Origin of the sequence: Aureimonas sp. AU20 (genome assembly GCF_001442755.1) — a bacterium.
Taxonomy (GTDB): Bacteria; Pseudomonadota; Alphaproteobacteria; order Rhizobiales; family Rhizobiaceae; genus Aureimonas.
The window spans coordinates 104,547-130,519 of sequence record NZ_CP006367.1; the positions used below are offsets into that span (position 1 = coordinate 104,547).

At 68.1% G+C, this 25,973-nt stretch carries 24 protein-coding genes; 18 read left to right on the top strand and 6 right to left on the bottom strand.

Features of this window, described 5'->3' with window-relative positions:
- Positions 1-2: 2 nt before the first annotated feature.
- From M673_RS00450 to ubiE, 4 genes are read right to left on the bottom strand one after another with little or no spacing between them, the layout of a single operon-like run.
- Complete coding sequence (locus M673_RS00450) at positions 3-398, bottom strand: type II toxin-antitoxin system VapC family toxin (protein WP_061972761.1); 396 nt, start codon at positions 396-398, stop codon at positions 3-5.
- Positions 395-655 (bottom strand): FitA-like ribbon-helix-helix domain-containing protein, encoded by a 261-nt coding sequence (locus tag M673_RS00455; RefSeq protein WP_061972763.1) that lies wholly within the window; start codon positions 653-655, stop codon positions 395-397. The genes M673_RS00450 and M673_RS00455 overlap by 4 nt, the downstream gene beginning before the upstream one ends.
- A 59-nt stretch (positions 656-714) precedes the next feature.
- Positions 715-2,301 (bottom strand): 2-polyprenylphenol 6-hydroxylase, encoded by a 1,587-nt coding sequence (gene ubiB / locus M673_RS00460; protein ID WP_082639092.1) that lies wholly within the window; start codon positions 2,299-2,301, stop codon positions 715-717.
- A gap of 5 nt (positions 2,302-2,306) precedes the next feature.
- Entirely contained in the window at positions 2,307-3,086 is a 780-nt protein-coding gene (gene ubiE / locus M673_RS00465) for a bifunctional demethylmenaquinone methyltransferase/2-methoxy-6-polyprenyl-1,4-benzoquinol methylase UbiE (protein WP_061972764.1), read from the bottom strand.
- A 171-nt stretch (positions 3,087-3,257) separates the two neighbouring features.
- Here ubiE and mutM point away from each other — a divergent pair, with 171 nt between their 5' ends.
- From mutM to M673_RS00485, 4 genes are all read left to right on the top strand, one after another.
- Positions 3,258-4,166 carry a bifunctional DNA-formamidopyrimidine glycosylase/DNA-(apurinic or apyrimidinic site) lyase gene (mutM, locus tag M673_RS00470; RefSeq protein ID WP_061972766.1) on the top strand — a complete coding sequence of 303 codons (909 nt, stop codon included), beginning with the start codon at positions 3,258-3,260 and terminating at the stop codon, positions 4,164-4,166.
- Positions 4,167-4,267: 101 nt separating this feature from the next.
- Positions 4,268-5,020 carry an ABC transporter ATP-binding protein gene (locus M673_RS00475; protein WP_082639093.1) on the top strand — a complete coding sequence of 251 codons (753 nt, stop codon included), beginning with the start codon at positions 4,268-4,270 and terminating at the stop codon, positions 5,018-5,020.
- The gene (locus M673_RS00480; RefSeq protein WP_061972767.1) at positions 5,017-7,548 is read left to right on the top strand and encodes an FtsX-like permease family protein; all 2,532 of its coding nucleotides are present in this window, start codon (positions 5,017-5,019) and stop codon (positions 7,546-7,548) included. Before M673_RS00475 ends, M673_RS00480 begins: the two co-directional genes overlap by 4 nt.
- Positions 7,548-8,618: a lipocalin-like domain-containing protein gene (locus M673_RS00485; protein WP_061972769.1), complete on the top strand. Its 1,071-nt coding sequence runs from the start codon at positions 7,548-7,550 to the stop codon at positions 8,616-8,618. The genes M673_RS00480 and M673_RS00485 overlap by 1 nt, the downstream gene beginning before the upstream one ends.
- Here M673_RS00485 and M673_RS00490 read toward each other — a convergent pair.
- Entirely contained in the window at positions 8,594-9,595 is a 1,002-nt protein-coding gene (locus M673_RS00490; RefSeq protein ID WP_061972770.1) for a ribonuclease Z, read from the bottom strand. The genes M673_RS00485 and M673_RS00490 overlap by 25 nt on opposite strands.
- Positions 9,596-9,639: 44 nt before the next feature.
- Between M673_RS00490 and M673_RS00495 the strand changes: the two genes are divergently transcribed.
- Both M673_RS00495 and M673_RS00500 read left to right on the top strand, forming a co-directional pair.
- Positions 9,640-9,831 carry a hypothetical protein gene (locus M673_RS00495; RefSeq protein WP_148639934.1) on the top strand — a complete coding sequence of 64 codons (192 nt, stop codon included), beginning with the start codon at positions 9,640-9,642 and terminating at the stop codon, positions 9,829-9,831.
- 143 nt (positions 9,832-9,974) lie between these two features.
- Positions 9,975-11,045, top strand: a complete 1,071-nt coding sequence (locus M673_RS00500; protein ID WP_061972773.1) for a catalase family protein — start codon at positions 9,975-9,977, stop codon at positions 11,043-11,045.
- A gap of 72 nt (positions 11,046-11,117) precedes the next feature.
- On the opposite strand, the gene M673_RS00505 is transcribed toward M673_RS00500, so the two are convergent.
- Positions 11,118-11,633 (bottom strand): GNAT family N-acetyltransferase, encoded by a 516-nt coding sequence (locus tag M673_RS00505; protein ID WP_061972776.1) that lies wholly within the window; start codon positions 11,631-11,633, stop codon positions 11,118-11,120.
- A 336-nt stretch (positions 11,634-11,969) separates the two neighbouring features.
- Between M673_RS00505 and M673_RS00510 the strand changes: the two genes are divergently transcribed.
- The 12 genes from M673_RS00510 (at position 11,970) to M673_RS00565 (ending at position 25,963) form a co-directional block, all read left to right on the top strand.
- Positions 11,970-13,229 carry an Hsp70 family protein gene (locus tag M673_RS00510; RefSeq protein WP_061972778.1) on the top strand — a complete coding sequence of 420 codons (1,260 nt, stop codon included), beginning with the start codon at positions 11,970-11,972 and terminating at the stop codon, positions 13,227-13,229.
- Between the two features lie 296 nt (positions 13,230-13,525).
- Positions 13,526-13,780, top strand: a complete 255-nt coding sequence (locus M673_RS00515; protein WP_061972780.1) for a DUF2798 domain-containing protein — start codon at positions 13,526-13,528, stop codon at positions 13,778-13,780.
- A 114-nt stretch (positions 13,781-13,894) separates the two neighbouring features.
- On the top strand, positions 13,895-14,323 hold the full coding sequence (locus tag M673_RS00520; RefSeq protein WP_061972782.1) for a GlcG/HbpS family heme-binding protein: 429 nt from the start codon (positions 13,895-13,897) through the stop codon (positions 14,321-14,323).
- A 235-nt stretch (positions 14,324-14,558) separates the two neighbouring features.
- Positions 14,559-15,161 carry an ANTAR domain-containing response regulator gene (locus M673_RS00525; protein WP_061972783.1) on the top strand — a complete coding sequence of 201 codons (603 nt, stop codon included), beginning with the start codon at positions 14,559-14,561 and terminating at the stop codon, positions 15,159-15,161.
- Positions 15,158-16,375: a CmpA/NrtA family ABC transporter substrate-binding protein gene (locus M673_RS00530; protein ID WP_061972785.1), complete on the top strand. Its 1,218-nt coding sequence runs from the start codon at positions 15,158-15,160 to the stop codon at positions 16,373-16,375. The genes M673_RS00525 and M673_RS00530 overlap by 4 nt, the downstream gene beginning before the upstream one ends.
- A gap of 492 nt (positions 16,376-16,867) precedes the next feature.
- Positions 16,868-18,178: a CmpA/NrtA family ABC transporter substrate-binding protein gene (locus M673_RS00535; RefSeq protein ID WP_061972786.1), complete on the top strand. Its 1,311-nt coding sequence runs from the start codon at positions 16,868-16,870 to the stop codon at positions 18,176-18,178.
- 38 nt (positions 18,179-18,216) lie between these two features.
- Positions 18,217-19,131: a nitrate ABC transporter permease gene (gene ntrB, locus M673_RS00540; protein ID WP_082639094.1), complete on the top strand. Its 915-nt coding sequence runs from the start codon at positions 18,217-18,219 to the stop codon at positions 19,129-19,131.
- A 33-nt stretch (positions 19,132-19,164) separates the two neighbouring features.
- Positions 19,165-19,965, top strand: coding sequence for an ABC transporter ATP-binding protein (locus tag M673_RS00545; protein ID WP_061972788.1), 801 nt, complete (start codon positions 19,165-19,167; stop codon positions 19,963-19,965).
- Between the two features lie 62 nt (positions 19,966-20,027).
- Positions 20,028-22,484 carry a nitrite reductase large subunit NirB gene (gene nirB / locus M673_RS00550; RefSeq protein WP_061972790.1) on the top strand — a complete coding sequence of 819 codons (2,457 nt, stop codon included), beginning with the start codon at positions 20,028-20,030 and terminating at the stop codon, positions 22,482-22,484.
- Positions 22,481-22,834 (top strand): nitrite reductase small subunit NirD, encoded by a 354-nt coding sequence (gene nirD / locus M673_RS00555; RefSeq protein ID WP_061972791.1) that lies wholly within the window; start codon positions 22,481-22,483, stop codon positions 22,832-22,834. The genes nirB and nirD overlap by 4 nt, the downstream gene beginning before the upstream one ends.
- A gap of 11 nt (positions 22,835-22,845) precedes the next feature.
- Positions 22,846-23,289, top strand: a complete 444-nt coding sequence (cynS, locus tag M673_RS00560) for a cyanase (protein WP_061972793.1) — start codon at positions 22,846-22,848, stop codon at positions 23,287-23,289.
- A 1-nt stretch (position 23,290) separates the two neighbouring features.
- Positions 23,291-25,963, top strand: a complete 2,673-nt coding sequence (locus M673_RS00565) for a nitrate reductase (RefSeq protein WP_061972794.1) — start codon at positions 23,291-23,293, stop codon at positions 25,961-25,963.
- Positions 25,964-25,973: the final 10 nt, after the last annotated feature.

The following is a 25,973-nucleotide window of genomic DNA, read 5'->3' on the forward strand; positions in this document are numbered from 1 at the left end:
CGTCACAAGGCGGGGCGAATGTCGGTGTGGACGAAGTCGTCGCCCTTGAAGAGAAGAGGAGCGTTGTGTCGACGCGCCAACGCATAGGCGAAGCAATCGCCATAGTTCAGTTTGGCGGGATGCCCGGAGCCGCGCCCGAAACGCCGATGGGCATCGATCGCCAATTCCATCTGCGGGGCGTCGAAGGCACGCAGTTCCACGCCGCCCAGTTCTAGAAGCGCGTCGAGGCGGGAGACTCCCTCCTGCCCCCAGCGAGAGCGAACGACGATATACGCTTCGACCGCCGTGGCAGAAGAAAGCACGAGGTCCGTTCTGGAACCCAGGAAAGCGCCAAACTGTGCCGCATCAGGCTCTCTCGCGATGATCGCCACCAACGCGGATGTGTCAATGACGATCACGGAACGAAGTCGTTGATCTCGTCCGACACAGCCTTCTGGTCAAAAGGCTCCAGCGGCGGGTGGGCAAGCGCCATGATCCGCTCGAACCGCTCGCGCGCGTCCGCCTCGCTTCTGTAGGGAGACTGCGGCACCTCCTCGACGAGCGCTTGCAAGGCCAAGCGCAGATCTTGCTCCATCGAGCGACCGTTGTGGGCTGCGCGAATCTGGAGCTTGCGCTTGAGATCCTCGTCGATGTTGCGAATGGTCAAGCTGGCCATGACGCGATCCTCCTGTGTGAAAGATACGCCTCCAGAATCATGATTGCAATGCAATCACCCTACCCGAAGGTCAGCTGCCAGGCGATCACCACCAGAGCGATCGCCGAGGCGATCTGGGCGATGTGGCTGATCACGAGGCCGGTGCGCGATTCCTTGGCGAGTTCCAGAAGATCGTCGTCGTTGATGTGGATGCCGTTCTCGATGAGGTCCGGCATGTTCTTGGCAAAGACTTCCAGACCCGTCGCGAAGTCGGGCAGGCGCTTGGCGATGCGCCCCAGCGCCTCCAGCCCCTCGCGCGCGTCGCGCAGCTTCGCCGCCGGGCCGATCTCCGACAGGATATAGTCCGACACGACCGGCTCGGCCGCCTGCCACATGTTGAAGCGCGGGTCGTAGGAGCGCGCAACGCCTTCCACCACGACCATGGTCTTCTGCAGCAGAACTAGCTCGGGCCGGGCATGCATGTCGAAGAGCTCCGTCACCTCGAAGAGAAGCGTCAGGAGATGGCCCATGGAGATGGTCTCGGCCGGCTGGCCGTGGATCGGCTCGCCGATGGCGCGAAGGGCCTGCGCGAAGGACAGGACGTCCTGATTGCGCGGCACGTAGCCCGCCTCGAAATGCACCTCGGCGACGCGGCGATAATCGCGCTGGATGAAGCCGTAAAGAATCTCGGCTAGGAAGCGGCGCGAGTCCGCCGACAGGCGGCCGACGATGCCGAGATCGACCGCAACGATCGTGCCGTCCGGGGCGACGAAGAGGTTTCCCGGATGCATGTCGGCATGGAAGAAGCCGTCGCGCATGGAATGGCGCAGGAAGGCCTGGATCAGGTTGACGCCGAGGCGCGGCAGGTCGTGGCCCGCCGCGCGCACGGCGGCCACGTCGTTCATCTTGATGCCGTCCACCCATTCCATGGTGAGGACGTCGCGGCCCGTGCGCTCCCAGTCGATGCCGGGCACGCGAAAACCGGGATCGTCCCTGGTGTTGTCGGCCATCTCGGAGGAAGCCGCAGCCTCTAGGCGCAGGTCCATCTCGATGCGGGTGGACTGGGCCAGCGTTTCCACCACGGCGACGGGCCGCAGGCGCCGCGACGAGGGCACCACGATCTCGAGCACACGGGCGATGAAGGCGAAGGCCTGCATCTCGCGCAGGAAGCGCACGCGCACGCCCGGTCGGATGACCTTGACCGCGACGAAACGCTCCTCGCCCTCGCGCGTCAGGACGCGGGCCTTGTGGACCTGGGCGATCGAGGCGGCGCCCACGACCTCGCCGAACTCGATGAACAGATCGTCGATGCGCCGGCCGAGCGTCACCTCGATCGTCTCGATTGCGACCTGCCGGGGATAGGGCGGCACCTTGTCCTGCAGGTCGCTGAGCTCCAGCGCGATTTCGGTGCCGACGATGTCGGGCCGCGTGGCGAGGAACTGGCCGAGCTTGACGTAGGACGGCCCGAGCCGGTTCAGCGCGGCGGCGAGCCGGTCCTTGCGCGCCCGGCGCACGGCCGAGCGGCGCGCCAAAAGCCCCGCCGCCTTGTGGGCGAGCGCCGCCATGGGCGGCAGGCCTTCTGCGGGAAGCGCGGAAAAGACGCCCTCGCGGGCCATGATCCAGACCGCCCGGACGAGGGCGATCGTGCCGGTGACGGGATTGCTCACGCTGATTACAGCTTCCAGCCGGAATGGATGGCCGAGATGCCGCCCGTCAGGTTGCGATAGGAGACGCGCTCGAAGCCGGCCTTGCGGATGGCGCTCGCGAAATTCACCTGATTGGGAAAGCGGCGGATGGATTCCACGAGATATTCGTAGGAATCGCGGTCCTTCGCCACGGCCTGGCCGATGGCGGGAATGGCCTTGAAGCTCCAGAGATCGTAGAGCTTGTCGAGAACCGGCAGCTCGACCTCGGAGAATTCGAGGCACAGGAAGCGCCCGCCCGGCTTCAGGACGCGGTAGGCCTCCGACAGGGCGAGGTCGATGCGCGGCACGTTGCGGATGCCGAAGGCGATCGTATAGGCGTCGAAGCTCTCAGCCGGCAGCTTCAGATCCTCGGCATTGCCTTCCACGAAGAGAAGATTCTCGTCCAGCCCGCGCTTCTTGGCGCGCTCGGCGCCGACCGCCAGCATGGAGCCGTTGATGTCGAGCACCGTGCCCTCGGCCTGCCGGTTCGAGGCTTCCACGATGCGCATGGCGACGTCGCCCGTGCCACCGGCGACATCCAGAAAGCGCCAGCCGGGCCGCTTGGACGGGGCCAGCCAATTGACCAGCGCGTCCTTCCAGAGCCGGTGCATGCCGCCCGACATGAGGTCGTTCATGATGTCGTAGCGCTCGGCCACGCGGTGGAACACCTCGTTGACGCGCGCCTGCTTCTCGTCGCGGCCCGAGACGGTCTCGAAGCCGTAGGACGTTTCCATTCCTTCCGCGGAGCCGACTCGGGACTCGGACATGGGTTCACCTCGTGCGTTGGACCTGGGCGCAAGCCGGCCTATAGGAGAGGCGGCCGGCGGGAGCGCCCTTTCGATTTTGCGCCGGTCTTAACGCAAGCGACCGGCGAGCGCCATCGCGTCGGCGGCCGGGAACCGCGCTATGACGACAAGCCAGTACGACAGGTAGGTGACATGCCCGAATTGCCAGAGGTGGAGACGGTGCGTCGCGGCTTGCAGCCGGTGATGGAGGGCGCGCGGATCGAGCGGGTCGAGGCGCGCCGGCCGGACCTGCGCTTTCCCCTGCCCGAGCGCCTCGCCGAGCGGATCGAGGGCCGCCGCATCGAGAGCCTGTCGCGCCGGGCGAAGTATCTCCTGGCCGATCTCGAAGGCGGTCTCGTGCTCGCCATGCATCTCGGCATGTCCGGCTCGTTCCGCATCGAGACGGCGGAGGGCGACGGAGCCTCCGCGCCGGTGGCGGGCGCGGCCTTCCATCTCGCCCGCAGCGAGGACCGGCTGCACGACCATGTGATCTTCCATCTCGCGCGGCCGGAAGGCGGCCCGGCGCGCATCGTCTTCAACGACCCGCGCCGCTTCGGCTACATGACGCTGGTGCCCAAGGCCGAGATGGCGGACCACCCGCATTTTCGCGCCCTCGGCCTGGAGCCGACCGGCAACGCCCTGTCGGGCGCCGATCTCGCGCCGCGCTTTCGGGGCAAGGCTGCGCCCTTGAAGGCCGCGCTGCTCGACCAGACGATCATCGCGGGCCTCGGCAATATCTATGTCTGCGAGGCGTTGTGGCGCGCCCGCCTGTCGCCCCGGCGCGAGGCGGGTTCGATCGTGAAGAAGGACGGCACGGCGACGCAGCGGCTCGACACGCTCGCCCTTCACATTCGTGAGACCATCGCCGACGCGATCGAGGCCGGCGGCTCCACCTTGCGGGACTATCGGCAAGCCGACGGGAGCCTTGGCTATTTCCAGCATCGCTTCAACGTCTACGACCGCGAGGGCGAGCCCTGCCGGCACGAGACCTGTCGCGGCATCGTCCAGCGCATCGTCCAGTCCGGCCGTTCGACCTTTTTTTGCCCGGTGTGCCAGCGCTGATCCGGAAACGGAAGCAAACCGGCTCCCCGAGTCCCCCTGTCGCAGGACCCTGTTTAAACCAGGCGTGAGGCCTACGATCCCTTGGGGGCAAAGGCCGCCGAATGAGAGCAGGATCGATTTTGGACACGACGCCGATCAGGAACGATCTTAAGGCCAAGACCGGCGCGGCTGGGGCGCTGAGCCTCGACGTGCGGGGCCTCGCCAAATCCGTCGGCGCCGACCGGCAGCTTTTCTCGGGGCTCGACCTTGCGGTGCGGCCGGGCGAAGTGGTGGCGATCGTCGGGGAATCGGGCGTCGGCAAGTCGACCCTCCTCAACATCCTGGCGGGGCTCGACGACGCGGACCAGGGCGAGGTCCGCATCGAGACGACGGAACTCGGCGCCTTGGGCGAGGCGGCGCGCACGAAGCTGCGGCGCGAGCGGATCGGCTTCGTCTTCCAGGCCTTCCACATCCTGCCCTATCTCACGCTCCGGCAGAACGTCGCCCTGCCGCTGGCGCTCGTCTCGGCCGACCGCGCGACGATCGAGGGACGCGCGGACGCGATGCTGGAGGCGGTCGGACTCGGCACGCGCGGCGGCGACTATGCCCGCGATCTGTCGGGCGGCGAGATGCAGCGCGTCGCCATCGCCCGCGCCCTCGTCCATCGCCCAGCGCTGATCCTCGCCGACGAGCCGACCGGCAATCTCGACCCGGAAACCGCCGGCCGCATCCTGGCGCTGTTTGCCGAGCGGGCGCGCGAGGGCGGCTCGGCCGCCGTGATCGTCACCCATTCGCGCGCAACGGCCGCGATTGCCGACCGGGTCCTGGTTCTCACCCGCCAAGGCCTCGAAGCCGGCGAAGGGCCGGCGGCGTGAGCGGCGCGCGCTCCGATCTCGCCGGCGCCCGGCTGGCGCTCGGCTGGCTGATCGGGGGCGAATGGCGCGCCCACCCTTCCCGCTTCCTCGCCACGGCCCTTGCCATCGCGGTCGGCGTGGCGCTCGGCTTTGCCGTGCATCTCGTCAACGGCTCGGCGCTCAGCGCCTTTGGCGGCGCGGTGCGGGCGGTGAACGGCGCGGCCGATCTTTCCGTGCGCGCCACGACGCCGCTCGGGCTGGACGAGGCGCTTTATGGCGAGGTGGCGCGGGCGGCGGGCGTGCGGGACGCCAGCCCGGTGGTGAGCATCGAAGCGCGCGGCGAGCGCGGCGCGCTGACGCTGCTCGGGCTCGACGTGATCCGCGCCATCCGCGTGACGCCGAGCTTGGTCGGCCTGTCTCCACGCGGGCCGGACACGAGCAACAACGACGTGTTCGACGCGGACGCGCTCTATCTCTCCCGCGCCGCGCAAGTCGCGCTCGGCACCGGCATCGGCCAGTCGCTCGACCTCTCCGCCAACGGCCGAACCGCGCGCTTTCGCGTTGCCGGCGCCTTGCCCGGCGTGCCGGAGGGGCAGGCGGTCGGGGTGATCGACATCGCCAGCGCGCAATGGCGCTTCGACCGGCTGGGGCGGATCGACCGGATCGACCTGAATTTGAGCGATCGCAACGCCGCCGAGCCCGCGCTGCGCGCGGTGCTTCCCACGGGGGCGACGCTCGCCAGCACGCAGACCGAGGAGGCGCAGGGCAGCGCCCTGTCGCGTGCCTATCGCGTCAATCTCGACATGCTGGCGCTGGTGGCGCTGCTCACCGGCGGCTTTCTCGTGTTCTCCGCGCAGTCGCTCTCCGTCGCGCGGCGCCTGCGCGCCTTCGCCCTGGTGCGCACGCTCGGCCTGCCCCGGCGCGGCGTGGTCGCGGCCGTGGCGTTGGAAGGGCTGCTGATCGGCGTTCTCGGCGCATCGGCGGGGCTTGCCGCCGGCTACGGCCTTGCGGTTCTGGCGCTGCGAGTCTTCGGCGGAGATCTGGGCGCTGGCTATTTCAGCGGCGCCTCGCAGATCGTCTTCCAGCCGCTCGCCGCGCTTCTCTTCTTCGCGCTCGGCCTCGCGGCGGCTTTGGCCGGCAGCATCCTGCCGGCGCGGGCGGCCTCGCGCGCCGCACCGGCGGCGGCGCTCAAGAACAGCGGCGATCTTCTCGACCCGCGCGCGCCCGTGCCCTGGAAGCCGGCGGCCATCCTGCTGGCGCTCGGCGTCGGGGCGGCGCTCCTGCCCGCCGTGGCGCGGCTGCCCGTCTTCGGCTTTCTCGGCATGGCCTTGATGCTGGCGGGGGGCGTGGCCGGCGTGCCCTTCCTGTCACGCCTGCTGCTCGGCCCGCTCGCGCGCCGCCAGAGCCGCTCGGTGCCGGGCCAGCTCGCGACGCGCCATCTCCACGGCGCGCCGGGCCAGGCCGCGACCGCACTCTGCGGCATCGTCGCGTCCACCGCCCTGATGATCGCCATGGCGAGCATGGTAACGAGCTTTCGCGGCGCGGTGGACGAATGGCTGGGGCAGGTTCTGTCGGCCGATCTCTATCTCAGAACCGAGGGCGCCGGCTTCGACCCGGAAACGCAGAGCCGCCTCGCCGCCGTTCCCGGCGTCGGCACGCTGACCTTCAGCCGGCAGTTTCCGCTCACGATCGAGCCCGACCAGCCGCCTGTGGTGCTGATCGCCCGGCCCGTCGACCCCGCGCGCCCGGAAGGGCTGCTGGCGCTGATCGGCCGAACTCAGGCCCCCGCCGCCGGCACGCTGCCCGTCTATGTCTCCGAGCCCGCCTCGCGCCTCCATGGCTGGCGCCTCGGCGATACGATCGCCCTGCCAATCGGCACCGGGGCCGAGCGCTTCTCGGTCGCCGGCATCTGGCGCGACTATGCAAGGCAGGCCGGCGCGGTGATCTTGGCCGAGGCCGACTATACGAGCCTGACCGGCGACCGGACGCGCGACGAGGCCATGGTCATGCTCGCCCCCGGCGCGGACGAAGCCAAGGTGCAGGCGGATCTGCGGGCGAGCCTGCCGGAGGCGACGCGCGCCACGGTCGCGCTGTCGCGTCCCGCCGAGCTCAGGCGCTTCGCGCTCGACCTGTTCGACCGGTCCTTCGCCGTCACCTACATTCTGGAGGGCGTTGCGATCCTCGTCGGCTTGGCCGGTGTCGCGGCCACCGTTTCGGCACAGACGCTGGCGCGCTCGCGCGAGTTCGGCATGCTGCGCCATCTCGGCCTCACCAAGGGGCAGATCCTCGCCATGCTGGCGCGCGAGGGCGCGCTGCTCGGCCTTGTCGGCGGCGTGGCCGGCGTGCTTCTCGGCCTCGCGCTGGCGCAGGTCTTGATCCACGTCATCAACCCGCAATCCTTCAACTGGACCATGGCGACCCTGGTGCCGTTCGGCACGATCCCCGCCGTGGTCGCGGCGCTGGTTCTGGCGGCGGCGGGAACGGCGATCCTCGCCGGCCGGCGCGCGACGCATCAAAGCGCGGTTCTGGCCGTGCGGGAGGATTGGTGATGCGCGGTTTCCTCGCCCTTCTTCTCGCCTTCTCGACGTTCGTCGCGCCGCTGCGCGCCGCCGAGATCCAATATCCCACCGTCGCGCCCGGCACCGCGCTCGCCTTTCCGCGCGACCATGGCGCCCATCCCGAGTTCCGCACCGAATGGTGGTATGTCACCGGCTGGCTGAAGACGGCGGACGGGCGCGATCTCGGCTTTCAGGTCACCTTCTTCCGCACCCGGCCGGCGATCGACCCCGCCAATCCCAGCCGCTTCGCCCCGGCGCAGGTCCTGTTCGCCCATGCCGGCCTGTCCGACCCCGCGCTCGGCCGCCTGCTGCATGGCGAGCGCGCGGCCCGCGCCGGCTTCGGCCTCGCCGAGGCTTCGGAGGCGGATGCCGACGTGACACTGCAGGACTGGCGCTTCCGGCGCGAGGCGGACGGGCGGTTCACAACCCAAGTGGCGACCGGCGAGTTCGCGCTCGACCTCGCCTTCCAGCCGACCCAGCCGGTGCTTCTCCAGGGCGATGAAGGCTACAGCCAGAAGGGGCCGAACCCGGCGGAAGCCAGCTACTATTATTCCATGCCGCATCTTCAGGTTTCCGGCAGCGTGATGCGCGAGGGCAAGACCGAGGCGGTGACGGGCGAGGCCTGGCTCGACCGCGAATGGTCCTCGACGCTGCTGGCCGCCGACGCGGCGGGCTGGGACTGGACGGGTCTCAATCTCGACGATGGCGGCGCGCTGGTCGCCTTCCGAATTCGAGGCCGGGACGGCGGCACGGTCTATGCCGGCGGCTCCTATCGCCGGGCCGATGGCTCGGTCACCCGGTTCCGGCCGGAGGATGTGAGCCTGGAGCCGCTTCAGACCTGGCGTTCGCCGCGCACCAATGCCGTCTATCCCGTCGAGCAGCGCCTGACCCTGCGCCTGCCGGAGGGCGAGCGCAGCTTCCATCTCGCGCCGCTGTTTCCCGATCAGGAACTCGACGGGCGCGGCGGTGGGCTACCGGTCTATTGGGAAGGCGCGGTTTCGGCGCCCGGCGCGCGCGGCTATCTCGAACTCACCGGCTATGCCTCGCCGCTGCGCCTGTAGGCGGTCTCGAACTCGGCGATGAGCGCGTCCTCGCCCCCCTCGTAGCGCGGCGAGAAATGATGCGGCACGGCCCGCCGTGCCCCCGCTTCCCGCGCCAGGTCGCCGGCTTGCGCGGCGGTGAGGTGATGCCGACCGTTGGCGATAGCATGGTCGGCATGGAGAAAGCCGGCTTCGATGAAGAGCGTGTCGGCGCCGGCCGCGATGCGAAGGATGCGCTCCCGGTTCGCCTCGCCCCAGCCGGCATCAGTGACATAGGCGACGCGTTGGCCCGGCGCGCGGTGGAAGGCGCCGGCTCGAAGCAGGGTGCCCAGCGAAAGCGCCTCACCGTTCGGCCCCTCGACCTCCGCGCCCTCCCCGGCCCCGGCGCGCAACTGCGCCTTGGCGGCTGAAAGCCAGGGGCCGACGGGAAGTTCCATCGCGTCCAGCTTGGCCTTGTGCACGTTCACCCGCAGCCGCTCCTGCAGCGCGAAGGCGAGCGAGGGAATGCCGTGGTCGAGTTGGACGGCTTCCACCATCAGTTCCGGCTCGCTGAGAACGAGGCCGGGCGAAAGCCGGGGCGCATCAATCGGCCGGCGGGCAAAGGCCTCGCGCGCCCGAAACCGCCAGGCGCCGGCAAATCCCTGCTCCGTCCAGTCCTGCGCCTCGATCGAGAAATCCGCCGAGCTTTCGTCCAGGAGGTTCCAGCGATAGGCGGCAAGTTTGGCGGCGACCCCGTCGGCGAGGCCCGGCGGGCCGAACAGGCGCAACGTGCCGGGCTGGTTCAAGCGCAGGCGCAGCAGCCGGTCGAAGCCGGCAAAGTGATCCATATGAAGATGCGAGACGAAGACATGGCTGACTCGCCCGATCTCGCGCGGCGACAGTGGCGAGAGGTCGCCGCAATCGAACAAGAAGGCGCGCCGTCCGAAAGCGAAGTCGAGAAACAGCGTGGAGTCGCCGGTCGGCCCGTTGACGAGGCGAGGCTGAACCAAAGAGCTCATCGGCGCTTTCTTTCCCATCCAAGCCGCAAGCCATGGAGACGAGCATGACCGAGCGCCGCACACTTACCGGATTTGCCAGCGAAGAGGCGGACGGCACCTTCACCATCCATATCGTGGACGACAGCAGCGAAGTGTTCGAAATCAGCGCCAGCCGCGAGAACGTCGAACTCATGATCTCCACGCTCCAGGCGGTGCTGGCCGGGCACTCCGGCGAGGCCAACCATGCCAGGGGCTGACCCCGCCCGATCGGCATCCCTGACCTCTGTCCCCGATCGCGAGCGTGGCCATCGGTCGCCATTCGATGGCGCGCGATGGAACCGCCTCGCCGCGTGTGGGGTTGAAAGCCAAACCCGATGGAGTTTGGAAAGGTTTTGACAACATGACATCCGCTCCCGTTCGCTATTCCCCCTCGGTCGAGGACATTCGCCCGGACGAGAAGGAAACAGAGGCCAGCCTGAACGAAACGTTCGACACGATCTTGGAGACAACAGCCGAGGATTACGGCCATGCCGTGCGCTCGGTCCATGCCAAGGCGCATGGCATTCTGGAAGGCACGCTGCGCGTTCACGACGACCTGCCGCCGGAACTGGCGCAGGGGCTTTTCGCCAAGCCGGGGCAGCACAAGGTCTACCTGCGCCTGTCCACCAATGCCGGCGACATCCTGCCCGACGCTATCTCGCTGCCGCGCGGTCTGGCGCTGAAGGTGCTGAATGTCGAGGGCGAGCGCCTGCCCGACGCGGAAGGATCGACGCAGGACTTCGTCATGGTCAACGGGCCGGTGTTTCAGACGAAGACGGCCGACCAGTTCCTCGGCAATCTCAAGATGCTGGCCAAGACGACCGACCGGCTGGAAGGCACCAAGGCGGTCATGTCCTCGGTGCTGCGCGGCGTCAACAAGGCGCTGGAGAGCGTGGGCATCGAAAGCTCGAAGATCCAGTCGCTCGGCGGCGCGCCCAATGTCGATCCGCTCGGCCAGACCTATTTCAGCGTCACGCCGTTTCGCTACGGCCCCTATATCGCCAAGTTCAGCGTCGTGCCTGTTTCGCCCGATCTCACCGAACTGGAAAGCAAGGAGATCGACGCCAGCGACCGGCCCAACGCCATTCGCGAGACCGTGCAGGCCGAGATGAGCGAGCGGATGGGCGTCTGGGAGTTCCGCGTACAGCTCTGCCGCGACCTGGAGAAGCAGCCGGTGGAGGACCCGACCGTCGAGTGGAAGGAGGACGAGGCGCCCTTCCAGACCGTCGCGACCATCACCGCCGAGCCGCAGGATAGCTGGGACGCCACGCGCGTTCAGGCCGTGGACGAGGAAATGCGCTTCAGCATCTGGACCGGCCTTGCCGCCCACCAGCCGCTCGGCAACATCAACCGCGCGCGCCGCTCGGCCTACCAGCACTCCTCCGAGTTCCGCGCCCGCTTCAACCGCTGCCCGATCCACGAGCCGGCCTGAGCCAGGGCGCGTCGCTCTTTTAGAAACTTCGACACAAGGGGCGGGGACGCGAGGCTCCCCGCCCACCCGATCTCAGTGCAGGCGCGCCATCATGACCGCATCGGCATAGGCTCCCGCACGAAACGCGAAGTCCTTCAACACGCCCTCCGGTTCGAACCCGAATTTCTCGTAGAGGCGGATAGCGGGCCGGTTGTCGCTGAAGACCGTCAACTCGATGCGCCTCAGACCCAACCAATTGTCGGCCGAGTCCAGCAGCGCACCGATGAGGGCCGAGCCGATTCCCTGATTCACATGCGCATCGTGAACGCCCATGCCGAGCACGGCCGCATGACGCCGGCGCCCTGACATCGCGTTGAGACCCGCGCTTCCGACCAGAGTGCCGCCGCGCAACGCCACGATATGCAGCTTGCCCTCTCCGGGGTTCTCCAGCCAGCGCCGCGTTTCCGACACGCTCTGATAGGGCAGGCGCATCGTGCCGTGGCGGTAGCCGGGAAGATTGGAAAGGTCCGTCAGGGCTTCGGCATCCTCCGGCCGGCCGGCACGCAGGATCAAACCTTCGAGGTGGTGGGGAAGATCGGGTGGATTCATAGCCTCTGTCCTTGAGAGCCGGACGGAGGTTCGCGTGGCAGAACCCAACCGTCGCGGCCGGGTCTGCGGGTGATGATCGCGAGCTAGCTGCGCGCAGGCACCCCGTCCCCGGAAAGGGGCATGGTGGTGGTCAGAGCGGGGGCGGAGCGTACGATCATGGCGCGAGGATCGGCCGAGGCGTTTGGCAAGTCAAGCCGGGCTTGAGCCCCGCCGCCGCCGGCTTCGCTCACGCCCGCCCTTTCCTTGTGCGCCGCAATGGGATAGACGGGCCGCCCTGCTGCCCGAGCCCCGGCGCGCCGTTTTGCGGCCTCGGGGCTTCTGTTTTGCGAGCCGCCCATGTCCCGCTTCTTTCCCGGCCTCGACTTCGGCACCACCAATTCCACCCTGTCGCTCTGCGCGCCGGGCGGGGCGCCGCGGCTTCTGCCGGTGGAAGGCGAGAACCTGACGATCCCCTCCGCCCTGTTCTTCAGCCTGGAGGACGGGCACACCTATTTCGGGCGCCAGGCCGTGTTCGAATATGTCGACGGGGCCGAGGGGCGTTTCATGCGCGCGCTGAAAAGCATTCTCGGCTCTTCCTTGATGAAGGAGACGACGCAGGTCGGGCGCGAGCGCATGACCTTCGAGGACCTGATCGGGCGGTTCCTCCGGCATCTGCGCCAGAGGCTGGAGCAGGAGACCGGCGGCGAGGCCGACAGCATCGTGCTCGGCCGCCCCGTGCGCTTCGTGGACGAGAGCGACGAGGCCGACGCGACCGCGCAGGGCCAGCTCGAGGCGGCGGCGCGCGCGCAGGGCTTTCGCCATATCGAGTTCCAGTTCGAGCCGGTCGCCGCCGCGCTCTATTTCGAGAGCACGATCAATGCCGAGCAGTTGGCGCTGGTGGTGGATATCGGCGGCGGCACGTCGGACTTCTCGCTCCTGCGCCTGTCGCCCGAGCGCGCCCGCTCGACGGAGCGGGCCGACGACATTCTCGGCACGACCGGCGTCCATGTCGGCGGCACGGATTTCGACCGGCTCCTGAACACCGCCAAGATGCAGCCGCTACTGGGCCTCGGCTCCTCGACGGCGGACGGCAAGCGCCTCATGCCGGTCTGGTATTTCAACGACATGGCGACCTGGCACCGGATCAACACGCTTTATACGCCCAAGATCCTGTCCGACATCCGCGCGCTGCGCAAGGAAGCGGGCGAACCGGAGAAGCTCGCCCGCATGGAGCACATGCTGACGCATCGCTCCGGCCATCGCCTCGCCGGCGCGGTGGAGCGCGCCAAGATCGCCCTCAGCGACGCGGACTCGACACGGATCAGCTTCAAGGAGCCGGGCCTCTCGCTGGAGACCGAGGCGACGCGGGGCGAGTTCGAGGCGGCGACCGCCGAGCTCGTCGCCAAGATCGAGCGCTCCATCACGGAAGCGCTCAAACTTGGCGGCGTCGGGTCGGAAGCGGTGGACACGGTGATCCTGACAGGGGGTGGCGCGCAGGTGCCCGCCGTGCAGCGGGCGGCCACGCAGCGCTTTCCCGGCGCCCGCATCGCCCATTCCGACGCTTTCGGCTCAGTCGGCCTCGGGCTCGGCATCGACGCGGCGCGCCGCTTCGGCTGAGACGACCTGACAAACCCTTTGGCCGGCGGATGGTCGCGGGGTTTCGGTCGGGGCGAGGAGCGATGCGCGGGCGCAGGGCTAGGCCTTCGCGACGAAGTCCACGGCGAAGTGAAACGGCACTCCCTGGCCGCGAGATTTCGGTAGGCGTTCCAAGATCCAGCCGGACGCCTGAGGCTTGACGCTCTGGAACGGGCCGTGAGAAAAAGCCGGCGTGCCTCTGTCGCTCCGTAAGCGTTAACGTCAGTCAACGCGCATCTGGGCCGCCCCTTGCCGGGGTCGCCTAACGGAGTGTTGTCATGCCTGCTTTTCGCAAGCTTCCGCCGCGCTATGGCGCGTTCGTGGTCCCCTTTCTTCTGTCGCTGATGATGTGCGGGGTGGTGTCGGCCATCTCCACCGCGCGGGCGCCCGGCCTGTCCGGCGAATTGCCGGCGCAATGGTTGAAGGGCTGGGGCCTGTCCTGGCTCGTCGCCTTTCCGACGCTGCTCGTCGTGATGCCGCTGGTGCGGCGCCTCGCCGGCCTTCTGGTGGAAATGCCGGCGCCGCGCGGCTGACACGAACGGGAGCGCCCCGCGCGCTCCCGTTCGCCCTCGGGCAAGCGGGCGGTTTGCGGTCGAAGAGCCCGCGCGCTAGGACGAGGCTCCCCATCGCAAGGAGACGCCTGTTCCATGACGACGCTGACCCTCGACACCGCCCGCACCATCATCGCCGCCGCGCTTGCCAAGGGCGCCGAGCTGAAGCTGAAGCCGCTGACCGTCGCGGTGCTCGACGCCGGCGGCGCGCTGGTCGCGCTGGAGCGGCAGGACGGCGCCGCGCGCATGCGCCCCGAGATCGCCATCGGCAAGGCCAATGGCGCGGTGCAGATGGGCATGGGCTCGCGCGCCCTGTGGAAGCGCGCCGAGGAGCAGCCCTATTTCATCCAGTCGATGAACGCGCTCGCCGGCGGCTCGCTCGTGCCGGTGCCGGGCGGCGTTCTGATCCGCCGCGATGGCGCGGTGATCGGCGCGGTCGGCATCACCGGCGACACGTCCGACAATGACGAGACGGCGGCCGTCGCCGGAATCGAGGCCGCAGGCCTCACCGCCGACAAGGGCTGACGTTTCTCCACTGGGAACGTGGGACGAACCGGCCGGGGTCGGCTGGCCGATGCTTTTGTCCGCCCCGTCGTCGCGAACGCTGGAGCCATGCGCGCTCGTACCCTTCACGCTTCGCGCCTTGGGAACGGGCAGAGTTCCCTGCCCCTACCCCGACTCTAAATGGGCGCGGCGATTTCGCCGCGCCGCAGCATTTCGGCCCTTGCCTCATTCCTCGGCTTGCTGTGAAGATGGGCATATGGAGCCCAGCGCCCTTGCCGTTCTGATCGTCGACGAAAACCGGGCGCGGGCTGCCATCATCGAGGATGGGCTGCGCGAGGCTGGCCATGCCCGCGTGCATGTGGTCACCGCCATGAACGGTCTGGTGCGCGAGATCGAGCAGTTCCGGCCCGACGTGATCGTGGTGGATCTCGAAAACCCCAATCGCGACCGGCTGGAGCAGTTCTTCCAGGTCTCCCGCACGGTGCAGCGGCCGATCGCCATGTTCGTGGACCGCTCCGACGCGGAGTCCATGGAGGCGGCGATCTCGGCCGGCGTTTCGGCCTATGTCGTGGACGGGCTGAAGAAGGAGCGCGTAAAGGCCATTCTCGACATGGCCGTCCTGCGCTTCCACGCCTATTCCCGCCTGGAGCGCGAGTTGCACGACGCCCGCTCGGAGCTTGCCGACCGTAAGGTGGTGGAAAAGGCCAAGGGCATTCTCATGCAGCGGCGCGGCATGAGCGAGGACGAGAGCTACAGGCTGCTGCGCCAGACGGCGATGAACGAGAAGAAGAAACTGGTGGAGATCGCTCGCAGCATCGTGACGGCGGCCGATCTTCTGGGCGGCGAGGTGAAGCGATGAGTTCGGCCCTTCCCTCTTCTTCCGCCTCTTCGTCCTCGCTTGCGAAAGTGCGCCTCGGCTTCATTCCGCTGGTGGACGCCGCCGTGCCGATCGCCGCCGCGGCCCTTGGGCTCGACCGGGCGGAAGGCGTGGAACTGGCGCTGGTGCGCGAAGTCTCCTGGTCCAACATCCGGGACCGGCTCGCCTTTCGCCAGTTCGACGCGGCCCATATGCTGGGGCCGATGGCGGTGGCCTCGCAGCTGGGCCTTGGGTCCAATCCCTATCCCGTGATCGCGCCCTTCTCGCTCGGGCTCGGCGGCAATGCGGTGACCCTGTCGCTGCCCCTGTTCGAGGCGATGCGGGAGGCGGCGGGCGAGACCTATCGCGACGAGCCAGCCGCCCACGGGCAGGCGCTGGCCCGGCTGGTGCGCCAGCGTGCGAAGGAGGGTCTTTCGCCGCTCGTCTTCGCGATGACCTATCCCTTTTCCTCGCACAATTACGAGTTCCGCTTCTGGATGGCCGAGGCCGGTATCGACCCCGACCGCGATGTGACCATGACCGTCGTCCCGCCGCCGCTGACGGTGGACGCGCTGCGCTCGGGCGCGATCGACGGGTTCTGCGTCAACGCGCCGTGGAACGTTGCGGCGGTGGAAGCGGGCGTCGGGCGCATCGTCGCCGTGAAGGCCGACATCTCCCCCTCCTCGCCCGAAAAGGTGCTGGGCGTGCGGCCCGACTGGTGGACCGAAAACCTAGAAACGGGCGCTGCCCTCCTGCGCGCGCTGGAGCGCGCGGCGCTCTGGTGCGACGCGCCGGAGAACCGGGCGGAGCTGGCCGCGATCCTGGCGCGGCCGGAGCATTTGGGCGCAGAGGCCGGCTCGCTGGAAGCGATCCTGTCTGGCGACCTCGCGGTCAGCCCGGACGGCACGCGCCGCGCCATTCCCGACTATCTCACCTTCCACGGCCCGGCCGCCAACCGGCCGCGCCAGGGCCAAGCGCTCTGGGTCTACAGCCAGATGGTGCGCTGGGCGCAGGTACCGCTGGGCGAGCCTCTCGCCCGCCGCGCCGCCGAAGCCTTCCGGCCCGACCTGTTCGACGCCGTGTTCGGCCCCGCCGCCGACGCGCAAGCGCCCGGTGCCGAGCCGGCGCTGACGCCCGATGCGATCGGCCCCTATGTCGAAAGCTTTGCCGTGCGCCGGCCGGGCGTCACAACCGACGGCGCACCGACCAGCGAATAACCGGCGTCAGCAGCGTCGAGGCGCGAGCGAGCAGGTCCGGCTTCGCCAGCAATCCTCCCGGTCCGCCGGACATCGGCCGCCAAGGGACTGTGTCGCCTTGGCTTGCGCCACCATGTCCCACGCCCCGGCACGCCGCGCTCACACTCCTGCCTGCAATTGACGCATCTCGCCCAAACCGCACGCAACCGGCGGAGCAGTTTAAAACGCTTGTAAACTCGGGCTTTCCTCAGCATTTGCCCGTTTTTTGCACATGCTGCATTGCCGCACATTTGGCCTTTCCAAAGCGCTGATTATTCGCTTCAATACAAACCGTGCCCGCCAAGGACGACGGGCCGCCTGACACTTCCCCAGCGAAGTATCCGCGAAGACATCGACGTCGCGCGTTCTAAAGCCTCCTTCCGACTAACCTCGGAAGCGCTTTCAGGACGGCGGCGTTTTTTCGTTTTTCCGCTCCCCGTTTCCCGACGCCCGCCCGACGACAAGAGGAACCGCATGTCCGATATTTCGAAGATTGGTCTCAGCCGGCGTCGCTTCCTGCAAGGCACGATGGCCAGCGCGGGCACGGCGGCGCTCTTTTCGGCCATCGGTGCGAGCTTTCCGGCGGGCGCCTTCGCGCAGAGCGCCGGCCCCGAGACTCCCAAGGCGATCCTCGGCTTCATCGCGCTGACCGACGCCGCGCCGCTGATCGTCGCCAAGGAAAAGGGCCTGTTCGACAAGCACGGCATGACCGGCGTCGAGGTGGTGAAACAATCCTCCTGGGGCACGACGCGCGACAATCTCGTGCTCGGTTCGGCGGGCTCGGGCATCGACGGCGCCCATATCCTGACGCCCATGCCCTATCTCATGAGCGCGGGAAAGATCACGCAAGGCGCGCCGCTACCGATGCAGATCCTGGCGCGGCTCAATCTCGACGCGCAGGGCATTTCCATCGCCAACGCCTTTGCCGACCTGAAGGTCGGGCTCGACGCTGGCGTGCTGCGCGAGACCTTCGCCAAGAAGAAGGCCGCCGGCACCCCCTCCAAGGTCGCCGTCACCTTTCCCGGCGGCACGCACGACCTCTGGATGCGCTACTGGCTGGCGAGCGCCGGCATCGACCCGAACAGCGACGTCGAGACCATCGTCGTGCCGCCGCCGCAGATGGTGGCGAACCTCAAGGTCAACACGATGGACGCCTTCTGCGTTGGCGAGCCCTGGCACGAGCAGATGGTCGGCCAGAAGATCGGCTACACCGCGCTCAACACGGGCGAGCTCTGGGCCAACCATCCCGAGAAGTCGCTGGCCATGCGCGCCGACTGGATCGCCGCCAACCCGAACAGCGCCAAGGCGCTGACCATGGCCGTGCTGGAAGCCCAGCAATGGTGCGACAAGATGGAGAACAAGAAGGAGCTCGCCGAGATCGTCGCCAAGCGCGCCTGGTTCAACGTGCCGGCCAAGGACATCGTGAAGCGCCTGTCGGGCGAATACGACTATGGCAACGGTCGCCCGGTGGTCGAGAATTCGCCCCATATCATGAAGTTCTGGCGCGACCACGCCTCCTACCCGTTCAAGAGCCACGACCTCTGGTTCCTGACCGAGGACCAGCGCTGGGGCTATCTCTCCATGGGTGCCGACACCAAGGCCATGGTCGAGGCGGTGAACCGCGAGGACATCTGGCGCGCCGCCGCCCGGGAACTCGGCGTCGCCGCCGCCGACATGCCGGAAGGCACCTCGCGCGGCGTCGAGACCTTCTTCGACGGCAAGAGCTTCGATCCGGCCAACCCGTCCGCCTATCTCGACAGCCTTTCGATCAAGCGCGTCGCCTGAGCGATCCCGTCTTCTCTTCTCTCCGGCGTGAGGCTTCCATGTTCCAGACCGTTTCCAAGCTCCCGGCCGCGAAGGTCGCGCCCTCCGCCGCTGTCGCGCCAGTTGCCGCCCCGGCCCAGATCGTGGCCTTGCCGCGCCGGCGCGCGCCCTTCACCGCCGCGATCGGCGAGCGCCTGCGGGACTTTGCCGCCGCGACGCTGCCCTTTCTGGTGACGCTGGCCGTGCTGCTCGGGCTCTGGGAACTCGCCTGCTCCGGCCCCGGCGCGGCGCTGCCGCCGCCGAGCCAGGTGCTCTCCACCAGCTGGGAGCTGATCGTCCATCCGTTCTACGTCAATGGCGGAACCGATGTCGGCCTCGGCTGGCAGATCTGGGCGAGCCTGCAGCGCGTCGCCATGGGCTATGCCATCGCTGTCGTGGTCGGCATCTCGCTCGGCGTGCTGGTCGGCCAGTCGACGCTCGCCATGCGCGGCCTCGACCCGATTTTCCAGGTGCTGCGCACCGTGCCGCCGCTCGCCTGGCTGCCGCTCTCGCTCGCCGCCTTCCAGAACGGCCAGCCCGCCGCGATCTTCGTGATCTTCATCACCGCCGTCTGGCCGATCATCATCAACACGGCCGTCGGCATCCGCAACATTCCGGCCGACTATCGCAACGTCGCCGCCGTGCTTCGGCTGAACGGCTTCGAGTTCTTCGCCAAGATCATGCTGCCGGCCGCCGCCCCCTATATCTTCACCGGGCTTCGCATCGGCGTCGGCCTGTCCTGGCTCGCCATCGTGGCGGCCGAGATGCTGATCGGCGGCGTCGGCATCGGCTTCTTCATCTGGGACGCTTGGAACTCCTCGCTGATCTCCGACATCATCGTCGCGCTCGCCTATGTCGGCGTGGTCGGCTTCGTGCTCGACCGGATCGTGGCCCTTGTCGGCCGCCTCGTCACCCGCGGCACCTCCGCCGCCTGACGCCCTTCCCTAAAGATTCGGAGCGAACCCGCCATGACCACAAAACCGTTCCTGTCCATCGAAGGCGTCGACATGACCTTCAAGCGGGGCCATGCGACGACCCAAGTCCTCAAGGGTATCGATCTCAGCGTCACTAAAGGCGAATACATCTCGATCATCGGCCATTCCGGCTGCGGCAAGTCCACGCTTCTGAACATCGTGGCGGGCCTCACCCAGGCAACCACCGGCGTCGTCCTTCTGGAGGACAAGGTGGTGGACCAGCCGGGGCCGGACCGGGGCGTCGTCTTCCAGAACCACTCGCTCTTGCCCTGGCTCACCGTCTACGAGAACGTGGCGCTCGCCGTGGACAAGGTCTTCTCGCGCACGAAGTCGGCGGCCGAGCGCCGCGAATGGGTCATGCGCAATCTGGAGCTGGTCCATATGGGCCACGCCAAGGACAAGCGTCCGTCCGAAATCTCGGGCGGCATGAAGCAGCGGGTCGGCATTGCCCGCGCGCTCGCCATGGAGCCCAAGATCCTGCTTCTGGACGAGCCCTTCGGCGCGCTCGACGCCCTCACCCGCGCCCACCTGCAGGACCAGGTCATGCAGATCCAGACCGACCTCGCCACCACGGTGATGATGATCACCCATGACGTGGACGAGGCCGTGCTTCTCTCGGACCGGATCGTGATGCTGACCAACGGACCCTCGGCGCGGATCGGCGAGATCCTCGACGTGCCGCTTGCCCGGCCGCGCGACCGCATCAAGCTCGCCACCGACCCGGTCTATCTCAAGTGCCGCCAGGCGGTTCTGAAATTCCTCTACGAGCGCAACCGCTTCGTCGAAGCCGCCTGACGCTTCGTGGAAGCTGCCTGACGCCTCTCGACGCGCTTAGCCCACTCCCAAGGACCCACCCGATGCCCCAGAAACTCGTCGTCGTCGGCAATGGCATGGCGCCCGGCCGGATGCTGGAACACCTGTTCGAGGCCGCTCCCGGCGCCTACGAGGTGACGATCTTCAACGCCGAGCCGCGCGTCAATTACGACCGCATCATGCTCTCGCCGGTTCTTTCGGGCGAGAAGCAGTTCGAGGACATCGTGATCCATGGCGACGGCTGGTACATCCAGCACGGCGTCACGCTCTACAAGGGCCACCGCATCGTCGCCATCGACCGCGCGGCGAAGACCGTCACCTCCGACCACGGCGTGACCGAGACTTACGACCATCTCGTCATCGCCACCGGCTCGACGCCCTTCATCCCGCCGGTGCCGGGCCACGATCTGCCGGGGGTGCTGGCCTATCGCGATCTCGACGATGTGGAAGCGATGATCCTCGCGGCGCAATCGCGCGCCAAGGCCGTGGTGATCGGCGGCGGCCTGCTCGGCCTGGAAGCTGCGGCGGGCCTGCGGGCGCAGGGGCTGGAGGTCACGGTTCTCCATCTCATGCCGACGCTGATGGAGCGACAGCTCGACCCGGCCGCCGGCTTCCTCCTCCAGCGCGCGCTGGAAAAGCGCGGCATCGAGGTCATCACCTCGGCCAACACCGATTCCATTCTGGGTGACGGCAAAGTGGAGGGCGTGAAGCTCAAGGACGGCCGCGTCATTCCCGCGACGCTGGTGGTCATGGCGGTCGGCATCCGCCCCTCCGCTCAGCTGGCCAAGGACGCGGGCCTCGCGGTCGGACGCGGCATCCATGTGGACGACCAGCTGCTCACCTCCGACGAGAGCATCTCGGCGCTCGGCGAATGCGTCGAGCTGGACGGGCGCGTCTACGGCCTCGTCGCTCCGCTCTACCAGATGGCCGAGATCGCCGCGCGCCGGCTCTCCGGCCAGCCCGCCCAGGGCTTCCGACATTCCGACACGCCGACCAAGCTAAAGGTCACCGGCATCAATCTCTATTCGGTCGGCGACTTCGCGGATGCGCCGGACCGCGAGGAGATTGTGCTGCGCGACGCCTCGGCCGGCGTCTACAAGCGCCTCGTCCTGCAGGACAACAAGATCCTCGGCGCCGTGCTCTATGGCGAGACGGCGGACGGCGGCTGGTTCGCGGACCTCATGAAGAAGGGCTCCGACATCACGCAGATGCGCGACACGCTCATCTTCGGCCAGAGCTATGGCGGAGGGTCCCCGCTGGACCCTATGGCGGCCGTTGCAGCCTTGGGCGATGACGCAGAGATCTGCGGCTGCAACGGCGTCTGCAAGGGCAAGATCACGTCAGCCATCACCGCCAAGGGCCTGACCAGCCTCGACGACGTGCGCGCCCACACCAAGGCCTCGGCCTCCTGCGGCAGTTGCACCGGCCTCGTCGAGCAGCTGATGAGCCTGACGCTCGGGAGCGCGTTCAACGCCAAGGCGGTCAAGCCCATGTGCGGCTGCACCGATCTCGGCCATGGCGAGGTTCGCCGGCTTATCAAAGCCAAGAGCCTTAAGAGCATCCCGGCCGTGATGCAGGAGCTGGAGTGGAAGACCTCCTGCGGCTGCGCCAAGTGCCGCCCCGCCCTGAACTACTATCTCCTAGCCGACTGGCCGGGCGAGTATCAGGACGACAAGCAAAGCCGCTTCATCAACGAGCGCGTCCACGCCAACATCCAGAAGGACGGCACCTATTCCGTCGTGCCGCGCATGTGGGGCGGCATGACCTCGGCGGCCGAGCTGCGCGCTATCGCCGAAGTCGTGGACAAGTTCGCCATTCCGGCCGTGAAATGCACCGGCGGGCAGCGCATCGACATGCTGGGCGTCAAGAAGGAGGACCTGCCCGCCGTCTGGGCCGACCTCAACGCCGCCGGCATGGTCTCCGGCGCGGCCTATGCCAAGGGCCTGCGCACTGTGAAGACCTGCGTCGGCTCCGACTGGTGTCGCTTCGGCACGCAGGATTCCACCGGGCTCGGCATCCGGTTGGAGAAGTTCATGTGGGGCTCCTGGACCCCGGCCAAGCTGAAGCTCGCCGTTTCCGGCTGCCCGCGCAACTGCGCGGAGGCGACCTGCAAGGACATCGGCGTCATCTGCGTGGATTCGGGGTTCGACATCCATTTCGCCGGCGCCGCCGGGCTCGATATCCACGGCACGCAGGTTCTCTGCCATGTCGATACCGAGGACGAGGCGGTGGTGGTGATCGCCGCCCTTACCCAGCTCTATCGCGAGCAGGGCCACTATCTCGAGCGCATCTACAAGTGGCTGAAGCGCGTCGGCATGGAGTCGATCAAGGCTGCGATCGTGGACGATCTCGACAAGCGCCAGGCCTATTTCGAGCGCTTCGTTTTCTCGCAGCAGTTTTCGCAGGTCGACCCCTGGGCCGACCGTGCGAGCAAGGGCGTCGCCGCTCACGAGTTCAAGCCCATGGCCGACATCACTCCCTTCCGCGAGGCCGCAGAATGAGCCCTGTTTCGCAATGGGTGGCGATCGGCCGCCTGGACGACATTCCTCGGCGCGGCGCGCGCTGCGTCACCTCTCCGCTGGGGCGCATCGCCGTGTTCCGCACGATGGACGACCGCGTCTTCGCCACCGAGGACCGCTGCCCGCACAAAGGCGGGCCGCTCAGCCAGGGCATCGTTCATGGCGGCGCCGTGACCTGCCCGCTGCACAACCAGGTGATCGCGCTCGACACCGGGCTCGTGCAAGGGCCGGACGAAGGGCGCGTGCGCACCTTTCCGGTGCGGGTGGACGGCGCGACGGGCGCGCTGGAGCTTCTGATCGAGACGGCAATCTTCGCGCAGGCGGCGGAATAGGAGGCGGGCTCATGCTCTCGAAAAGCGACGTCACGGAGATGATCTACGAGAAGAAGCGCGGCGCCGGCCTCACCTGGGCCGAGATCGCCGAGGGCATCGGCATGAGCGAGGTCTTCGTCACCTCGGCCTGCCTCGGCATGAACGCCCTGCCGCGCGACAAGGCCGATCTCCTGACCCGCCATCTCGGCCTGCCGCAGGAAGCGGCGGTGGTGCTGGCGGAATATCCGACCAAGGTCTGGGACCGCAGCGTCCCGACCGACCCCTGCATCTACCGCCTCTACGAGATCGTCGGCGTCTATGGCGACACGCTGAAGGAGCTGATCCAGGAGAAGTGCGGCAACGGCATTATGAGCGCCATCGACTTCTCCATGGAGGTCGAGAAGGTGCCCAACCCCAAGGGCGACCGGATCGAGATCCGCATGAGCGGGAAGTATCTCGGCTACAACGCGTGGTGAGATGAACACGCTGCCCGAGACGGGTTCGACCCGCACCACCTGCCCCTATTGCGGCGTCGGCTGCGGCGTCCTCGCCACTCCCCGGCCGGACGGCACGGTGGGCATCGCGGGCGATCCGGAGCATCCTGCCAATTACGGTCGCCTCTGCTCCAAAGGTTCGGCGCTGGCCGAGACGCTCCTGCCCGACCATCGGCTTCTCCATCCCGAGATCGCAGGCGAGCGGGCGAGCTGGGACACGGCGCTCAGTCATGTCGCGGCGCGCTTCACTGAGGCCATCGCGCGCAAGGGGCCGGACTCGGTCGCCTTCTACGTCTCCGGCCAGATCCTGACGGAGGATTATTACGTCGCCAACAAGCTGATGAAGGGCTTTATCGGCTCGGCCAATATCGACACCAATTCTCGTCTCTGCATGGCCTCGTCGGTGGCCGGCCATGCCCGGGCCTTCGGCTCCGACACGGTGCCGAACACCTATGAGGACCTGGAGAAGGCGGATCTTCTCGTTCTCGTCGGCTCCAACCTCGCCTGGTGCCATCCCGTCCTGTTCCAGCGCATCATGGCGGCCCGCGCCGCGCGCCCCTCGCTGCGCCTCGTGGTGATCGACCCGCGCCGCACGGTGACGGCGGCGGAAAGCGATCTGCATCTGCCGATCCGGGCCGATGGCGACACGGCGCTGTTTCTCGGCCTGCTCGCACATCTGGAAGAGGCCGGCGCTGTGGATCGCGCCTTTGTCGAGGCGCACACGGAAGGGTTTGCGGCCGCGCTGGACGCCGCCCGCCCCTATCTCGACCTCGCCCGCCTCGCGGCCGAGACTGGCTGCGACGCCGAAACCCTCCGGCGCTTCTTCACGCTGTTCGCGGAGACGGAGCGCACCGTCACCGTGTACAGCCAGGGCGTCAACCAATCGGCCGGCGGCACCGACAAGGTGAACGCCATCCTGAACTGCCACTTGGCGACGGGCCGGATCGGGCGCGAGGGCGCCGGTCCCTTTTCCGTCACCGGCCAGCCCAACGCCATGGGCGGGCGCGAGGTCGGCGGGCTCGCCAACCAGCTCGCCGCCCATATGCAGATCGGCCAGAGCGCGCATGAAGACATCGTGCGCCGCTTCTGGAACGCGCCCGCTTTGCCGGCAAAGTCCGGCCTCAAGGCGGTCGATCTCTTCCGGGCCGTGCACGAAGGCCGCGTCGAAGCGCTCTGGATCATGGGCACCAATCCGGTGGATTCGCTGCCCGAGGCGGACATGGTGCGCGAGGCGCTGGCCCGCTGCCCCTTCGTGGTGGTCTCCGACGTGGTGCGCGACACCGACACCGTGCCCTATGCCCATGTCCTCCTGCCGGCCAGCGCCTGGGGCGAGAAGTCGGGCACGGTGACCAATTCCGAGCGCCGCATCTCGCGCCAGCGCGCCTTTCTCCCGTCGCCCGGCGAAGCGCGGCCGGACTGGTGGCAACTGGCCGAAGTCGGCCGTCGCATGGGCCATAGCGAGGCCTTCCGCTATGACGGTCCGGCCGCGATCTTTCGCGAACACGCCGCGCTCTCCGCCTTTGAAAACGAGGGGACCCGGGACTTCGACCTCGCCGGCCTGCAAGGGCTGGACGAAGCCGGCTACGAGGCGCTCGCCCCTGTGCAATGGCCGGTCGCCACTGATGGCACCTCCCGCCCGCGCTTCTTCGCCGATGGGGGCTTCTTCACGGCCAATGGTAAGGCGCGCTTCCTCACTGTTGCCCCCGCCGCAGCGCCGGAAACCTGCGAGCGCCGCCCCTTCGTGCTCAACACCGGCCGCATCCGCGACCAGTGGCACACGATGACGCGCACCGGGCGCTCGGCGCGGCTTTCGGCGCATCTGGCCGAGCCCTTCTGCGAGATCCACCCCGAAGACGCCCGGCATCTCGGCGTGGCGGAAGCCGAACTCGTCCGGGTCGAGACCGACCATGGTGCGGCGATCCTGCGAGCGCTCGTCACAGACCGGGTGCCAAGCGGCACATTGTTCGCGCCCATGCACTGGACCGGGCAGTTCTCCGGCGCCGCGCGCATCAACACGCTGATCCCCGGCCGCACCGACCCCGTTTCCGGCCAACCTGCCTCCAAGGCCGCCCCCGCCGCGCTCTCGAAATTCGGCGCCGCCTGGTATGGATTCGCCGTGTCCACGGCCGAGCCTGACCCCGCCTCCAGCGCCTATTGGGCCTTGGCGCGCGCCCATGGCGGCTGGCGGTTGGAACTCGCCGGCACCGAAGCGGTCAACGACCCCGAAGCTTTCGCGCGGCAGGTTCTCGCCCTTTCTCCCGAGGCCGAGCTGCTTCACTATGCCGACCGGGCGGGGCATCATCGCTTCGCTTGCTTTCAGGGCACCCGCTTTCTCGGCGCGCTCTGGCTCTCGCCCGAGCCCGTCGCCGTGTCGCGCGCCTATGCCGTGTCCTGCCTCGACGGCGCGCCGATGGAATCGGCGACGCGCTTCCGGCTTCTCGCCGGCCGGCCGGGCTCCGACCGGCCCGACCCCGGCGCCCTGGTCTGCTCTTGTTTCGGCGTCGGCGTGAACGACATCAAAAGAGCCATCCTCGAAAAGGGCTGCACCAGCGTCGCCGCCATCGGCCGGGACTTGAAGGCCGGGACGAATTGTGGCTCCTGCCGAACGGAACTTCAGGGATTGATCGATGCCGAGCGCGTTCTCGAACTCCGCTGACGAAGCCAGC

What these genes read in the sequence shown, in the direction of transcription:
- M673_RS00485 (WP_061972769.1), top strand. Translation starts at nt 7,548, where the DNA reads ATGCGCGGTTTCCTCGCCCTTCTTCTCGCCTTCTCGACGTTCGTCGCG.
- ubiE (WP_061972764.1), bottom strand. Translation starts at nt 3,086, where the DNA reads ATGTCCGAGTCCCGAGTCGGCTCCGCGGAAGGAATGGAAACGTCCTAC.
- nirD (WP_061972791.1), top strand. Translation starts at nt 22,481, where the DNA reads ATGAGCCCTGTTTCGCAATGGGTGGCGATCGGCCGCCTGGACGACATT.
- ntrB (WP_082639094.1), top strand. Translation starts at nt 18,217, where the DNA reads ATGTTCCAGACCGTTTCCAAGCTCCCGGCCGCGAAGGTCGCGCCCTCC.
- M673_RS00475 (WP_082639093.1), top strand. Translation starts at nt 4,268, where the DNA reads ATGAGAGCAGGATCGATTTTGGACACGACGCCGATCAGGAACGATCTT.
- M673_RS00505 (WP_061972776.1), bottom strand. Translation starts at nt 11,633, where the DNA reads ATGAATCCACCCGATCTTCCCCACCACCTCGAAGGTTTGATCCTGCGT.
- M673_RS00510 (WP_061972778.1), top strand. Translation starts at nt 11,970, where the DNA reads ATGTCCCGCTTCTTTCCCGGCCTCGACTTCGGCACCACCAATTCCACC.
- M673_RS00490 (WP_061972770.1), bottom strand. Translation starts at nt 9,595, where the DNA reads ATGAGCTCTTTGGTTCAGCCTCGCCTCGTCAACGGGCCGACCGGCGAC.
- M673_RS00495 (WP_148639934.1), top strand. Translation starts at nt 9,640, where the DNA reads ATGACCGAGCGCCGCACACTTACCGGATTTGCCAGCGAAGAGGCGGAC.
- M673_RS00520 (WP_061972782.1), top strand. Translation starts at nt 13,895, where the DNA reads ATGACGACGCTGACCCTCGACACCGCCCGCACCATCATCGCCGCCGCG.
- M673_RS00530 (WP_061972785.1), top strand. Translation starts at nt 15,158, where the DNA reads ATGAGTTCGGCCCTTCCCTCTTCTTCCGCCTCTTCGTCCTCGCTTGCG.
- mutM (WP_061972766.1), top strand. Translation starts at nt 3,258, where the DNA reads ATGCCCGAATTGCCAGAGGTGGAGACGGTGCGTCGCGGCTTGCAGCCG.
- M673_RS00525 (WP_061972783.1), top strand. Translation starts at nt 14,559, where the DNA reads ATGGAGCCCAGCGCCCTTGCCGTTCTGATCGTCGACGAAAACCGGGCG.
- M673_RS00455 (WP_061972763.1), bottom strand. Translation starts at nt 655, where the DNA reads ATGGCCAGCTTGACCATTCGCAACATCGACGAGGATCTCAAGCGCAAG.
- M673_RS00500 (WP_061972773.1), top strand. Translation starts at nt 9,975, where the DNA reads ATGACATCCGCTCCCGTTCGCTATTCCCCCTCGGTCGAGGACATTCGC.
- nirB (WP_061972790.1), top strand. Translation starts at nt 20,028, where the DNA reads ATGCCCCAGAAACTCGTCGTCGTCGGCAATGGCATGGCGCCCGGCCGG.
- M673_RS00565 (WP_061972794.1), top strand. Translation starts at nt 23,291, where the DNA reads ATGAACACGCTGCCCGAGACGGGTTCGACCCGCACCACCTGCCCCTAT.
- M673_RS00535 (WP_061972786.1), top strand. Translation starts at nt 16,868, where the DNA reads ATGTCCGATATTTCGAAGATTGGTCTCAGCCGGCGTCGCTTCCTGCAA.
- cynS (WP_061972793.1), top strand. Translation starts at nt 22,846, where the DNA reads ATGCTCTCGAAAAGCGACGTCACGGAGATGATCTACGAGAAGAAGCGC.
- M673_RS00545 (WP_061972788.1), top strand. Translation starts at nt 19,165, where the DNA reads ATGACCACAAAACCGTTCCTGTCCATCGAAGGCGTCGACATGACCTTC.
- M673_RS00515 (WP_061972780.1), top strand. Translation starts at nt 13,526, where the DNA reads ATGCCTGCTTTTCGCAAGCTTCCGCCGCGCTATGGCGCGTTCGTGGTC.